General features: G+C 50.6%; 11 protein-coding genes, 1 tRNA gene and 2 pseudogenes. 4 read left to right on the top strand and 10 right to left on the bottom strand.

From position 1 onward, the window contains the following. Positions 1-87: 87 nt before the first annotated feature. A complete protein-coding gene (locus tag DPRO_RS14950; RefSeq protein ID WP_097012779.1) occupies positions 88-381 on the bottom strand; it encodes a hypothetical protein in 294 nt (97 codons plus the stop codon). 240 nt (positions 382-621) lie between these two features. On the opposite strand from DPRO_RS14950, the gene DPRO_RS14945 reads away from it, so the two are divergent. Continuing rightward, positions 622-715, top strand: a tRNA-Sec gene (locus tag DPRO_RS14945). Positions 716-852: 137 nt separating this feature from the next. Here DPRO_RS14945 and DPRO_RS14940 read toward each other — a convergent pair. Further along, the gene (locus DPRO_RS14940; protein ID WP_097013740.1) at positions 853-2,064 is read right to left on the bottom strand and encodes an IS256 family transposase; all 1,212 of its coding nucleotides are present in this window, start codon (positions 2,062-2,064) and stop codon (positions 853-855) included. A 214-nt stretch (positions 2,065-2,278) separates the two neighbouring features. Between DPRO_RS14940 and DPRO_RS14935 the strand changes: the two genes are divergently transcribed. After that, the gene (locus DPRO_RS14935; protein ID WP_097012874.1) at positions 2,279-2,929 is read left to right on the top strand and encodes an IS1595 family transposase; all 651 of its coding nucleotides are present in this window, start codon (positions 2,279-2,281) and stop codon (positions 2,927-2,929) included. Between the two features lie 29 nt (positions 2,930-2,958). Here the strand turns inward: DPRO_RS14935 and DPRO_RS14930 are convergent, their stop codons facing one another. After that, a complete protein-coding gene (locus tag DPRO_RS14930; protein WP_157917503.1) occupies positions 2,959-4,404 on the bottom strand; it encodes a hypothetical protein in 1,446 nt (481 codons plus the stop codon). A 129-nt stretch (positions 4,405-4,533) separates the two neighbouring features. On the opposite strand from DPRO_RS14930, the gene DPRO_RS14925 reads away from it, so the two are divergent. Continuing rightward, positions 4,534-4,719 (top strand): helix-turn-helix transcriptional regulator, encoded by a 186-nt coding sequence (locus tag DPRO_RS14925; protein WP_097012777.1) that lies wholly within the window; start codon positions 4,534-4,536, stop codon positions 4,717-4,719. A gap of 425 nt (positions 4,720-5,144) precedes the next feature. Further along, the gene (locus DPRO_RS14920; protein WP_157917502.1) at positions 5,145-6,929 is read left to right on the top strand and encodes an AAA family ATPase; all 1,785 of its coding nucleotides are present in this window, start codon (positions 5,145-5,147) and stop codon (positions 6,927-6,929) included. 121 nt (positions 6,930-7,050) lie between these two features. Here DPRO_RS14920 and DPRO_RS20410 read toward each other — a convergent pair whose 3' ends face one another. The 7 genes and pseudogenes from DPRO_RS20410 to DPRO_RS14895 form a co-directional block, all read right to left on the bottom strand. Then, a complete protein-coding gene (locus tag DPRO_RS20410; RefSeq protein WP_232005616.1) occupies positions 7,051-7,470 on the bottom strand; it encodes a Fic family protein in 420 nt (139 codons plus the stop codon). A gap of 54 nt (positions 7,471-7,524) precedes the next feature. Beyond that, positions 7,525-7,620: pseudogene (locus tag DPRO_RS20755) on the bottom strand (Fic family protein); the annotation flags it as partial. Between the two features lie 301 nt (positions 7,621-7,921). Continuing rightward, the gene (locus DPRO_RS20405; RefSeq protein WP_197706473.1) at positions 7,922-8,182 is read right to left on the bottom strand and encodes a DUF4172 domain-containing protein; all 261 of its coding nucleotides are present in this window, start codon (positions 8,180-8,182) and stop codon (positions 7,922-7,924) included. Positions 8,183-8,323: 141 nt separating this feature from the next. Beyond that, the gene (locus tag DPRO_RS14910; RefSeq protein ID WP_097012775.1) at positions 8,324-8,968 is read right to left on the bottom strand and encodes a YagK/YfjJ domain-containing protein; all 645 of its coding nucleotides are present in this window, start codon (positions 8,966-8,968) and stop codon (positions 8,324-8,326) included. 312 nt (positions 8,969-9,280) lie between these two features. After that, a pseudogene (locus DPRO_RS14905) lies at positions 9,281-10,580 on the bottom strand (IS5 family transposase). Positions 10,581-10,816: 236 nt separating this feature from the next. Then, positions 10,817-13,555 carry a DEAD/DEAH box helicase gene (locus tag DPRO_RS14900; protein ID WP_197706470.1) on the bottom strand — a complete coding sequence of 913 codons (2,739 nt, stop codon included), beginning with the start codon at positions 13,553-13,555 and terminating at the stop codon, positions 10,817-10,819. Positions 13,556-13,557: 2 nt separating this feature from the next. Continuing rightward, complete coding sequence (locus DPRO_RS14895) at positions 13,558-14,058, bottom strand: 5'-nucleotidase (RefSeq protein ID WP_097013774.1); 501 nt, start codon at positions 14,056-14,058, stop codon at positions 13,558-13,560. Between the last annotated feature and the right edge of the window lies 1 nt (position 14,059).

Genomic DNA, 14,059 nt, shown 5'->3' with positions numbered 1-14,059 from the left:
GTCATTCCTTTGATTATAGTGTGCACACACCATAATAACTAATCGGAAGTGACACAAGAGATCACGCCAAAGCCACTATGATCCGGATCAGTTGCAAAGTAACGGCGCTCCAGGCTCAAGTGTCGATAAAAAGGACGCCGCTTCATTAATTCTGTCTTTGGGCAACTTGGCCCCCTTGCCCACCATTTTGTTGATGGTTGAGTTCCATGCCGATTCAGACTTCACTCCAAGATTCAGGCAAATCCGCTTTGGGGAATGACATTTAGTGCACGTCTGCTGAATGGTGGGCCCGATATCAGAAGCAAATCCACCCACCACAGTACCCATTACAATCAGACCCGCGATTACAACCGAGAAACGAAGTGCTGCCATTTTCCGCATGATAATTCCTCATTGTTAGATATGTGATTGAGCACCCACAGTTTCCAATCCGTATAACAAAAAGAAATGGCACGTGCCATTAAATGTGGATATTCACGCAGACTTTATTGGGGTTAAACCGAAAGGAATAGAATCGAGCTTGTTTACCCTTATGAAAACTGGTACTTCTCCAATCGAACTCGGGAAAAAACTCCCGAGGCCATGTGTGAAAGCTGACCACAGCCAACACACATCACCAATGGAAGCGTTTCGTCACCGGTGTGGCGCTTGGTCTTCAAAACCAATGTACGGCAGTGATGTCGTAGGCAGGTTCGACCCCTGTACGCTTCCGCCATTGTTAACAAAAATGCCGATCAGCAATGATCGGCATTTTTCGTTTCCTGAGTTTCCCCAGCACTATCCCCAGTTGTGTCCCGTCAAGTGGTGTAATTCCGTCTTAGCTCCCAGGGTTACTACCTTCCTTTCGATCCCCTACGCGGCCTCTTCCAGGCCCAGCTCCCCCCGCGGGGGGAGCTGGGGCCGGGCGGCGTTGAGTTTGGCCATTGAGGCTTCGCTGATATAGCGCCGGGCCTCCATCCACTCCTCGTTCTCTTCGATCAGTACGGCGCCAACCAGGCGCTCCAGCGACCTCTCGTCAGGGAAGATGCTGACCACTCGGGTGCGGGCCTTGATTGTCCGCATGAGGCGCTCCAGCATATTCGTGGAGTACAGTTTGCGCCAATGCTCTGGTGGAAACGCCATGTAGGTCAGCACCTCGTCCTCAGCCTCCTCCACGAGCTTTGCCACGTCTGGAAATTTAGGCTCAAGCGCATCGACCACATTGCGCAGTTCCCTACGGGCCTCTTCCAGGGTGGGCTGGGCGAAAATGGTCTTGAGCAACGCGGACACCATTGGCTGATAGCGCTTGGAAACATGAGCCAGCATGGAGCGCATGAAGTGAACGCGGCAACGCTGCCAGCTTGTTCCGGAAAAAACTTCGGTGATGGCCCGCTTCAAACCTTCATGGGCATCACTGACTATCAGTCGGACGCCCTGCAACCCACGGCTGGTCAGATCCTGCAGGAAATCCCGCCACAGGAGATAGCGTTCTCCCATCGTGGGCTCCACTCCAAGCACCTCACGGTGGCCGTCCATGCGTACGCCAACGGCCACCAGCACCGCCATGCTTGTCACGCGGCCTTCCCGGCGGACCTTCTCGTAGCGTGCATCCACAAACACATACGGGAACTCGCCCTCCAGGGGGCGGGACTTGAACGCCAAAACCTCAGCCTCGATGTCCTGGACCATGCGCGAAACGAAATTCTTGTCCATCCGCTCGATGCCCATCTGCTGGCACAATCGTTCCACACGGCGCGTGGACACGCCTTGGACGTAGGCTTCCTTGATAACGCCGATCAGGGCCTTCTCGGAGCGCCTGCGGGGTTCCAGGAACGTCGGAAAATACGACCCCTCGCGGAGCTTCGGGATGTGCAGATCAATGTCGCCGACTCGGGTCGTCCACTGACGCTCCCGGTAGCCATTGCGGTGCGTGTTCCGCTCCGCCTTTCGTTCGCCGTAGCCGGCTCCAGCTATTGCGCTCACCTCAGCCTCCATCACTTCGTGCACGATCGCCGTGACCATCTCACGCAGCCAGTCGCCGTGGGACTCGACGAAAATCTTGTCGAACCCGTCCCGACCTGTCATTCTCTTCTCAGGCATGCCGTTCGTTCCTCCTTCGGGCTTGTTTTAGCTACAAAACCCTATGGAACGAACGGCGGCCTCTTTCAAGACCTTGAGGCTTTACCCCCAATTACACCACGTCGTGGGACACTACCCTATCCCCAGCAGGCGGGATGCAAATTGATGCAAATGAATTCGGGGCTGTACCAGATAACTCCTTTGGGTTATCGGTATGGCAATGCGAAAAAGTCGTTTGAGCAAGGACAAGCAGCTTCGTTTAATCGAACATTTTGTGGCTGGCACGACAGCTCGTTGCGCTGCCGATCTGGTTGGTGTGAACGTCAAAACAGCCGCCTATTACTTTCACCGGCTCCGGGAAATCATAGCGGTAGAAGAGTCCTGTGAAGGGATGGATTTTGGCGAATTTGAGGTCGATGAGAGCTACTTCGGTGGCAAGCGAAAGGGCAAAAGAGGACGTGGGGCGGCTGGTAAGGTTCCTGTTTTTGGAATCCTTAAAAGGGGCGGGAAGGTCTATACACAGGTGATTCCTGATGCGAAAGGTAAAACCTTGCTTCCCATTATTCAGGAAAGAATCCAGCCAGACAGTGTGGTTTACTCGGACTGCTGGTATGGCTACAATGTCCTTGATGTGTCAGCGTTCAAACACTTCCGAATCAACCACTCGAAGCTGTTTGCAGATAGCCACAACCACATCAATGGAATCGAGAATTTTTGGAACCAGGCCAAACGCCATATGAGGAAATTCAACGGCATTCCAACCAAGCATTTTTCTCTGTTTTTAAAGGAATGCGAGTGGCGTTTTAATAACAGCAATCCGCGAAGCCAGTTTAAACAACTGAAACAGTGGGTTAGAAGACATATGGGCTAGTTATCTGGTACAGCCCCATGAATTCTTTCCTACATTGGCTCTTCTGACTTTTTTTGTGGAGCGTATTTGGGGAGTATCTTCCCTTGCCTTACACACTCTTTCGTAGACTCAAAGCAATCCTTAAGGGCAACTAGAGCGTTATCATAAGCATCCATATAGAGCTCAGCTTTCTCAAATTTATCATAGTCCTTATTAGCCTGTTCGCAGCTCAAGTAAACTCTCTTGCCCAAAGGAGTACACCGAAACCAAGGTTCTCTGAGCATGCTTGCAAACCATGTTGAAGGAAGGCCCTCAAAGCTCCCTATCTTCCATGCCTGATCCCATAACCACAGTCCTACTAGACGGTCATCGTCCATTTCGTGATATTTATATCCGCAGAGAGCTTTCTTGCGGCTTTCATAAACATCTTCAAGAGGCTTAAAGCGATTGCGAGCATTCCCCTTGAAAGCAACAGAAGACGGGGGAGCCACGATCTTCCGTCTTGGAAGTTGTGCATTATCTATCAGATATGCATATATGACCTTAATCTCTGTAAATGAAAAAAGTTCGTGAAGTGGAATACCATAATGTTCATAAAGGCTCTGACAATCTTGCCAACCATTGTGACTACATGCAGGAAGAACTTTCTTTCCTTCAGTGACAGTTGCCCCTTTAACATCCAACTGAGCCAACCTCATTAGGTGTCTTGTAAAATCACACTCACGACCATCACACCCCCCCCAAGAGAAGACAGCTCTCTCCCCCAGTCGGGCAGCATCTTTCCCCCACACGCAATCAACGCAGTGCTCAGGCTTCTTACCGACAAGCTTTTCAAAATGCGTATTCAAAAATATAAATACGCCGCGCGCCATGTCCCTAAGACATTCGTTCTCCAATTGATCCAGGAAAAATTGTCTTTTTGAATATTCAGCTTGTAGAAATTCAAGGCTGACCAGACCGTCCCAAGCGTTTTGTCCTGCTCTGGCCCGCTTGGCCAGACGCATGAGGGCAACCTCTAATTGCGTACACTTCTCATCAATTTTATCCGCCGTCCTCACTCCTTTTATCGCCGCTACCTCCTCAAGAAAACGGTCGCGCTCAGACAAAATGAGGAAATGGCAAAAGGCATTTTCATACGATCCAGCTTGCTCATGATAGATAGCGGCGGACTCATTGGAAAAATAGCGTTGGGGAATACCACGTTCATCCAATGAATCCGGATCTGCAGTGAGGATGGAGTCGGGCTGAAGCAGAAAAGTAAACGGCGAAAGCAACACGCCATCAGTCAAGCCCTCTCCAGTCAGCTCCCTAGCAAACGTTTTCAACTTCGGAAAATCCCTAAACAGCCTCTCGATCAATTTATAGAGGCTTTTGGCTGCTGCCTTGTCATTCTTAGAAGCGGCTTGAGAAGGGAAACCTTCGATCCTTCCTATTGTCAAATCAGTCCTCCAAAAAACAATCCATGCAAATACAGGCAATTGGGAAGAAACGCCCATAATTGCCTATCACATCTTCGATTTATCACCCCAGCTGTGATTTTCTACTCCTGACGTCACAACTCGAGTTCAACAGATGCAGTTCATAATGCCCTAATGGCCAACGGGCGTAAACGTTAGGAAAACAAAATGAATAGGCCCCAATATCTAACAGAAAAGGAAGTCGCCAAGATCACCTCGCTGTCAACCAGTAAGCTGCAAAGCGACAGGCACGCCAATACCGGCTTTAATTATTTCAAAATCGGATCTGCCGTGCGCTACGACCTCGTTGAAATACTGAAGTATATGGAAGAACACCGGATCGTCACCCGGTAGACCAGGAGGATACTATGACTACTAACTCTAACAAAGTTAATCCGAACGTTTCCCGGATTCAAACGCACTCGCGTGACTTAAAATATACCGTGACTGAAAACAGCGCGGCCCTTGAACTCATGGCAGAGAGCAGAGCAAGGGTTCTGCCCCCCTTTCATGCTCCTACTCATAAAGGAATAGAGGGCGTATATGGCAGCCCATATCACCCACTCCCTGACACAGACCTCGCCTTCCTGATCCATAATAATGGGGCAGTCTCTTGGAAGCGGAATCAATGGGGAGCCAAGCCTGAAGCTCCCCGCAAGGGCTGGTTAGACCTGTACGCGGAGAGATACAACCTCTGCATAGGAGAGGCAGCCAGAGATCTCGCAGTACGCTACGGGATCAACCCCGACAGGCCGCTTGAACAAAACACTAGCCAGTCTATGTACCCAATTACTGGAGACATCTGGGCGTTACCGAATGGAGGCTCTTCTATCAATGGCTCCACGGCGAAACACATGGAGACTATCCCTGTCCCCTATCCCAGGCAAGATAAGCAGTATCTTATAGCCGTGTTCCAAACCGACTCCGGCGATGTAGACCATTTGCCTTATTTTAAGGCCAACGATCTGGACCCATGTGATCCCAACGCTTACTCATGGGGATTCTTCCCGAACGACATCCCTATCACCGAGTTGGATGTGTTGGAGCGCTACCGGTCGGCCATAGTCATCGTTACAGATGACGCATGGCTCGCACACCGGATCAACCAGACCCTCGCGTCACTGAATGAGCCGAACCACGCCGGTGTCGTTGCAACAGCCTTTTGGGCGGGAGCTAGTCGAATGAAAGACTATGCGCTCTTGCCGCTGAGAGGCCGCCGAATCGTGTATCTTCCTACGCTGCAACGGGATACGATTGCAGTTGGCGTTGAGCTTCGTGGACGCCTGCAGGAAATCGGCATCGAAGACTTCAGGGTTCTCATTAAGCCATTTGCCAACAGCGGCGATGTCATTGAGGCTGCCAGAACAGAATGTGGGGCTTATGCTTGCGAAAAGGCCATGACATTCTCTCGTCGCAACGTAATTTGCCTGCTTGATGACGTCCAAAACGCGTGGTCCTTCTCCCAGTACAAGAAGTACTGCAAGGACGAAAAGTTCATCGAAGCGGAGATGCAGCCTACAGAAGAGGCGAAGCCCACTCTCTTTATTCCCGCAACGTCTATCAGCGATGCTGCTAAGAATGGCGGAGTTGACGTCGCTTTTTCTATTGAAAGCGTCTTCGCTCCCAGCAATATCACTGTCGTTGTTGGTGACTCGAATGCAGGTAAGTCCATGTTCACCAGGACTCTCGCGATCAGCATTTCAACCGGCACAAGTGCTTTCGGGATGGAAGCGTCCAGGGCCAGAAAAGTTTATTCAATCAACGCGGAACAGGATTACCAAAAATCCAACACCTATACGATACGCGCCATGGCAGCTCTGGGGGTCACTGAAATCCCAGACCGCTTCTTCGACTTCCCTGAGTTGAGCATGCCAGCCCCTGAAGGCTTCGGCCCTCTGGATGTATTGGATACAGGTTGGCAGGATCTGATTCTCGACAAGATGGATTCTAACAGCGTGCTCATCATCGATAACCTGCTGGCGGCATCCCAAAAGGGACTGTCCAGTGAGGCCGTAGGAAGAGGACTTAAGAATTTTGCGAAGCGCCTTCAGGCGAAGCAAAACACCCTTATCGTTGTCCACCACACCACGAAAAAAGGCGACCCCATGGGGTCAAACGCATTCAAAAGCTTGGCACAGAACGTCATCCTGATCCATGAGTCCGAACAGCGTAAAGGGTTCGAGGGCGGCGTCAATGCGCTGGTCACATTCCGCGAATTCAAGGGCTGCCCGCCGTACACGGGAAAGCAATTTCATGCTCATCTGGAGTATGCGACAGAGGCAGAGGGAACGCCTTGGGTATTCGACGAAGTCGGTGCAGACTCGTCCGAGGCAGAGTCGGCACCTAGGACGAAGCCTGATGTCGCAGGCCTACATGAAATAGAGCAAGCCGCTCTCCTCCACGCCTACGAACACGGGCGGGTTACGAAGTCTGACCTGGTCAATCAGGGCTTCAATGAAGGCACAGTCAAGGACCACTTAGCCGCCTTGGTGAAGGCTAACAGACTTGAAAAGAGGGGGAAAGGACCGGGGACGCATTATGTACTCCCAGAGGCCACCTCATAGCCGCCTCACACGCCCGACCAATCCCCCCGATCAAATCGCATTTATCGGGGGGATTTTCATTTTTCCCAACAAATCCAATGATCACAAAAAACGAAAACAATCGGCTACCGGCTGCCTATACTTAATACACTTCGCATGAGGACCAGTCTATCTCGTACCGCACACTCCGCCCGCCGCCACTCTGAATGAGCAATCCGGCATCAACCAACGCCTTCAAATGGCGCGTAGCCGTCGCGGAAGAGGTCTTGGTCATGGAGATGTACTTTTTGTTTGAAAGGCCGCCCTCGAAGCCGTCAGGACCAGCATCGAGTAATTTGTTGAGCACCTTACGCTGCTGGTCATTGATGTTGGCTTTGGCGTGCTGTTTCCAGAACTCCGCCTTCATGATCGTCAACCGGGCCAACTCACGGGAATTTCGCATGCCTTGTTCCACTGTTTCGAGGAACCAGGCCAACCACCCAGTGATGTCATTTTTGCCCTTCTGCGCCTCCTCAAGGACCCCATAATAGGCCTTCCTGGAAGCCAAAATCTGAGAAGACAAACTATAGGCTCTCCGAGACGTTTGCTCGTCTTGCGTCATGGCCATATCGGTAATAGCCCGCGCGAGCCTCCCGTTGCCATCATCAAAAGGATGAAGCGTCACAAACCAGAAGTGCGCAACCCCAGCCCGAATAATACCGTCTCCATCCACCGGCGAGTTGAACCAATTCGGAAGGCTTTCATCTCCTTGGGAAGCGAATCCGCAGGCGGGGCTTCATAGTGTAACTTCACCTTCCTTGGCCTGCCGGAAATGACTTGCATGGTTCCGTCTGCGTATGTCCGCCAATTGCCAACAGAGTAATACGCTGAATACCGGTATACCCTGTCGGGAAAAGCGCCGCATGCCATCCAAAGAGTCGCTCTGCGGTAAGAGGCGAGCTATGGTTCGTTGTGGCATCAACAAGCACCTCAACCATCCCGTCCTCATATTGATTACGGGGATGATAGTCTGCTTACTCCAGCCCGAGTTTCCGGACCACAGAAGACCGCACGGACTGCGGCTGCAATTTCACGCCTTCAATTTCCGAAGTCCCCAGCACTTCCACCTCCAGAAAAACAGCCTCAGCCTCAAGAGCGATCTTGCCGTCCAAGGTAGCCATTTGGGCGAGCAGTTCTCCCAGCAACCTCCGGCATCTCCCGAGTTGAGTGAGGAGAACTTCCGCGTCATACCGGAATGTAGGCCACACTTGGCTTTGCCATATTACTTGAGTCATGATGTGCTTTCTCTTCCTATTCAAATCAAAATTTGATGAGAATATGGTAGGTTTTCTCATCACACACAAATTGGCATGGCGGCAACAATGGGTGCTCCTCCTAAAGACAATGCCACCGCCATGCCAGGCGGGTGTTTGCTATCAGATCTTTGACGCGCCGAATCTCCGAACCCGATATGGCGTATCCTCCTTCTGATTCACTTTTGCGAGATAACTTGCCCACTCATTACACCAATTCAGTTTGGCCCAGAAATCCTGTTCCAGAGCTGAACGATCTTCCCCAATCGCTCTACGAATAGGCCGTTGCAGGATGATGCCATTTCCGGTGTAATTACCAAACGAATCAAAATCACATCGATCAATAAGCCCTGCCGCATGACAGTTCAGCACATGGCCCCAAACCCTTGTGACCTCAGCGATAAACTCGATATAGTTGCTGGACCTGCTGGCATCGAGAAGCGCTATAGCATGGTAGTGAGGATTATCACTGCCAGCCTTCTCCCTGACCCAGACGAAATGGAAGGCTGTCTTTCTCGTCCTGGCATTCTCCTTCATCATCTTGAACAGATGGGACACCTCGTCGTTACCGCCTTGGGCCTGGTATCCACGGGGAAACCGAATATCGAAACGGACAAACATGACCCGGCTGTAACGCTCCGTCATTAATTTGATTCTTTCATGAATCTTCTGAAGAATGATATCGAAACAAAAAAATTGCTCTTGTCTTCCGTTGTTGATCGCCAGGTCTTGAAACTGAGGGGCATTGGTCGTTGATTGGTAGTTCATTAAATTACTCCTTAAGTATTTATTTTTTCACTATATAATAGCCCTCTGTGAATTATTCTTTACTCAAGAATTAACCTTCTAATGAACAACCCTTCCTCTTTATCTCTCTTTTCATTTCATCCATAAATACAATAATATAGGATACTACCAATAGCAGAATCCCAAATCGCACAGCAGGCTTAAACTGCGCAAGACCGCTCCCCGGAAAGTACGCATTCCGCCAAATCTGATTTCATCGAAAGTTATTTCTGACAAATCACAGGCTGTGTCGTCAGCATAAATTAGTCGCCCCTGAAAAACCCGTTTCCGCCCTTACCCAGCGCTGGTCAGCAGTCTTTGTCTTGAGTGTCCGGCGAAGAGCAGGAGTGCCAGGAGCGCAAAAAGTCCTCCCAACTTCCGCATCCATTTCCTGAAATTGAAGGCCGCAGCAGCCATGAACAGATTGATGGCGTCGCCAACCGCACCTTTGAGATAACTCCGAGCCATGCGGTGATCGTGCTTGAGGTGGCCGATGAGGGGCTCAGTGGCCGCTCGGCGACGGAAGCGCTGTCGGGCCTTGAAACGCTGATAGCGGGTGTCCTTCTTCTTGGGACGGCCTGGAATCAGTATTTGCGTGTCGCCGACTTGCTTCAGTCCCCTGTAGCCCCGGTCGCAGATCGCCACCTCCGGGCAAGATTTTGTGATCATCCAACATTGTTCGAGGACATCCGGCAAGGTGTGGCCGTCGTAAACGTTTTCATCGAAGCCTCATCGCGCCGACGATGATGCCCGTGGTCTTGGTGACGGCCACAGACGCCTTGCGACCAAACTCGTATTGCTTGTGCGCCTTGCCTTTGGATATGCAGAGGATGTCTGGCTCGTGCAAGCTGTAGACCTTGTTTTTGTCGCTCCGTTTCTGGCTCCTGACCCGTTCGAACAGATCGAGCCGTTCTCCATGGCAGGTCAGGGCTTCTCTCGGCAGCTTGCGACGAAGCTCCCGAATCAGTGCTCCGGCCATGGTGCGCAGCTTCTTTGCCTTTTTCGCCATCTTCATCCGTTTCATCCGCAGCTTGGGAAGCGTACGCCTGAAACTGCGACGAAACTTGACTCCCTCCCGGCCTGCTATTTTCCAGCAGTCCTTGATGATTTTCTCCATCAACTTCAGATCGGTGGGAAATGTGATGTTCTTCTCTTGGACCGTAGTGTCCACCGTAATCTCCCGCTCCATGGCGTCGTCGCCATGCAATTCCACGGAGGTCTCGAAGATCAACCTCGCTCCGTCCTCGCCGATGCGCTTGCGGAAGTACACCAGGTCCGTCGGGTCGCAAGGCAAACTCCATTGAAACTCCGTCATCCCGCAGAACGCCTGATAATACGGATTTTGCGTCCACACCTCCACGACCCTCTCGTCGCTCAGATTCTCCAACTGCTTGAGGAGCATCAGACCGACCATCAAACGGGTCGGCTTGGCCGGGCGACCCTGTTCGCTGTAAAGCGCGGAGAACTCTGCCTCGAAACGCTCCCAGGGAATTCTTCTCGCCAATTGAAGAAGTGAGTGCTTTGGATCGAGCTGGTCCAAAAGGTCTGGATAAAGGAAGGTTCCTTGCGGCTGTTTTTTGAGTTTTGCCTTCATAATTCTCCCACCAAATACTGCGTCGTTTCGACCGGGTTTCCGCGGAATTACTGCATTTCCTAGTCGAAAATACTACATTGTGAGCAAAGTATTGTTAAGTAAAATCAATGAAGTGTGAGTTTCTCAGGGGCGACTAAATTAGAGTGCATACTTCATATTGCCCAGCGTCCCGAGCACACTCCGACTGTAGGTCTTGTAATAGGAAAATTCACCAAGCAACAGCTTGGCCTGGAAGATTAGTGCACCACCTCAACCCAGCCAATAAGTTTTGAGCTATATGCTTGGTCATCCTTGGCTTTGCCGCGATGATTAATTTCCCGTTCGAGAAGAGTCTCTGCTAATGGCAACAGGTCAATATTGCCCTTGGCCTTCTTGCTTTGTTTCTGGAAAAGATCATCGACAAGGCGTTCAAGCGAAACAAGACGTTCCCCGGCATCAGTCATTCCGATTTTTATGACTGAACGAATGGCATGACCTTTTTCGTTGTGCGTCTCAATTTCCCAAATGGTAAGAATTCCTTGGGGTAAATCGTTTCCGGTAATCGTACATGCGATCTGCTCTGCCGGTAGCGTTCTGTATTCTCGAAGCCATTTCTCTATACGAGGATGATCCAGACCGAGGATCTCAACATTGTCATGTTCCAATGCCTGTTCCCGGTCAGTGGTGAACACAATCTTATTGGCCGAGGTGTCAGTAAAAACGTATGTTGCCGTATCTTTTTCAAAGCTACCCTTATCGAGTTCGGCACAGGCTGATGTAAAAAGGATCAACTGCTGCATGCTCTTATCAACATCGGATAACGGCTGATATTCATCGAGACTGAACTGATCCAGCTCCTGAAACAATTCCGACACCGCGTCACGAGCATCGGAGGCATTGGTCATGGCTGCATTAAGCTCAAGCTGGGTCCGTTTTAAGGAGGGATCGCTTAAGGCTTCCGCGTAGAGTTTCTGGTAATTGATGGTCTCCTGCAGCTGCCCTAAAATCTGTGAACGCAGGTCTTCAGCAACATTTCCTTTTTCATCAACCTTACCCAGCGCAAGTGCAATGTCTTTCAGCTTATCATCGAGAAGTAAGAAAATTTTCCCCTCGATTGTATCGCCAAGAACAAGGTTGTAGACCTGTGCTGTATCTTTCTGGCCGTAGCGATGAATTCGACCGATGCGCTGCTCCATGTCCATCGGGTTCCAGGGCAAATCGAAATTAAAAAGAATTCTGGCATGTTGGAGGTTGATACCTTCACGACCAGCCGCCGTACAAATCATGACCCTTGGCCCTTCCGGCTGCTTGAATCGCTTTTCAGCGGCTGTCTTACTGCCATGATCACCACCTTTGAGCACCACGACTCCCTGACCGGGGTAGGCTTGGTCAATTTCCTTCCCCAGCATTTCTACGGTGCCCAGATAGGTAGCAAAGATAACGACCCGTTCCTTGGGATTCTGATTCCACAAAATGCCGAGCGCAGAAATTAGTTTTTCGACTTTGGTTTCCTGAACATCTGGAAATTGTTCCAATAACTGCACGATGCGCTGCCGTTCCTCTGGAAGAGCATATGCAACCGCATTCATAGTGGCATCTTCAGCGGCCTGTGTGGTCAGTTCATCGGAAAAAGTATCAGAGGCAAACGCGAGCTCTTCCTCATTGATTTTTTTCAGCTGTTTTCGTTTTAGCTCGTTAAGAATACGCTCTGCTTCCAGCATGCTCATCTGATCATTCCCCAGCTGGAATTCCCGGCAGATGTAGTTTTTGGCCGCATTAAATGCTTCATCACGCAGATCGATATCCAGATTTTCATCATGGATCAAACCTTCATGAACGGTGAGCGCAATCAAACGACGGCGAAGAGTTCGGTGAACAGCGGCAAAACTTGATGCAGCAATCTTTTGGAAGATAGTCATCACAAAGCCCAGCGCCCGGCCTTTGCTTCCTTGTTTTTTGGCCAGCGCGAATCCATCACGAAGATATTCATTCAGCTGTTGATAGAATTGCCTTTCAACATCTGACATCGAGAACGCTTCGGTATGCACCCAGCGCCGGGCAAAGAGCGTGGAACCATCCGAACGGCATGCGTCTGCTTTCGTTCGTCGAAAAATATAGGGATTGAGCCGGTGCCGCTCCTCAACCATCTCCTTTTCGTTTCTAAACAGCGAAGGATCAAGAAGCTGAATCAATTTCCAGAATCGATAATGGTCACCCTGATGCGGAGTTGCTGAAAGAAGCATCAAATCGCGGGCATGGTCTCTGAGAGACTCCGCCAGCTTATAATTCTGCGTTTTCTTAGCTTTGCCGCCCTGCTTGTAAGCCGTGCAGTGATGAGCTTCATCAAAGACCACCAGATCCCATTTCGGGGCTTCTAGTAATTTTTTCACACGCGCTGGGCGTTTGAGTGTATCGATACTGGCAATAAGCAGATTATGCTTTTTAAAGGCGTTCGTTTTACGGTCGCTGACATCACCTTCGCTTCCGAAGACTTCAAAATTTAGGTTAAACACCTCATTCAGTTCCCGATGCCAGTTATTCACCAGCCCGGCAGGCACAACCATCAAGGCTCGATTCAGTTCACCGCGACTGGCCAGTTCCCTTAGAACCAACGCTGTTTCGATGGTCTTGCCCAGTCCAACTTCATCGGCAATCAGGAATCGTCTAGGACCAGCAATTGCAATTTTATGTGTCAGGACGACCTGATGCGGCAGCAGATCTATCCGGGCTGCCGTCATCGATGTCGCGTGATCCAAAAGCGGAAGCTCATGTGCTTTATAGCAGAGCCATGCCTTTTTCAGACGTTCATCGCCAGCCCCGAGGTTTAGAACCACAGTCTCGTTCCGGCTCAATGCCGGTAACAGCTCCGCTAACGGAATCCGCTTTTCACCGATGGAAAAGAAGACCGTAGCAAACCCTTCCGAGACCGAAAGAACGGCTCCCTGACCAAACTCACGGTGCTGTATCCGTGTACCAGGAAGAATCTTGTAACTCACGATCAACTTATCCTGTCCAAAAACAATCCTATCCATCGTCCGTCAGATTCAATCCTGCGAACACTGAGCTGAGCCCCGTTCCATATACCGCTCCCCAGCTCAATCTCTTTGCCACGGTCTTTGCCGTCGCAGAGCCAGGTGTAGCGGTTATTTTCCAGATGTTCCCTCCAACGGTCCTGTTTGCTCATCCAGAAGACAAGAGCGTACTGACCTTCCGCCCAGTTCTGGAAATCGTAGATCCGTTTGTACACCTCTTGAGTAACCCATTCTTCTGCATTCTGGGCCTCAAGAGTATCCAATGCGGCATCCAAACCAGCGACCAAAAGTAGGTCGTTGTTAATGAAGGGCATGTCATCATCCGGCCAGCTTTTCTCGTAATATGAAAAAAACTCGCGGAGCGATATAGCCCGGCTATCTTTCACCAGTTTTGCCAGCACGTGGTTATCCCAAATGACCGAGATCCCTTTGCGCTGCCAGACATCATCAAGCAAAATTGGATTCACC

The sequence above is a fragment of the Pseudodesulfovibrio profundus genome (assembly GCF_900217235.1).
GTDB lineage: Bacteria > Desulfobacterota > Desulfovibrionia > Desulfovibrionales > Desulfovibrionaceae > Pseudodesulfovibrio > Pseudodesulfovibrio profundus.
The sequence above is the reverse complement of the archived record's forward strand: the minus strand, read 5'-3'. Positions and strand labels throughout refer to the sequence as shown.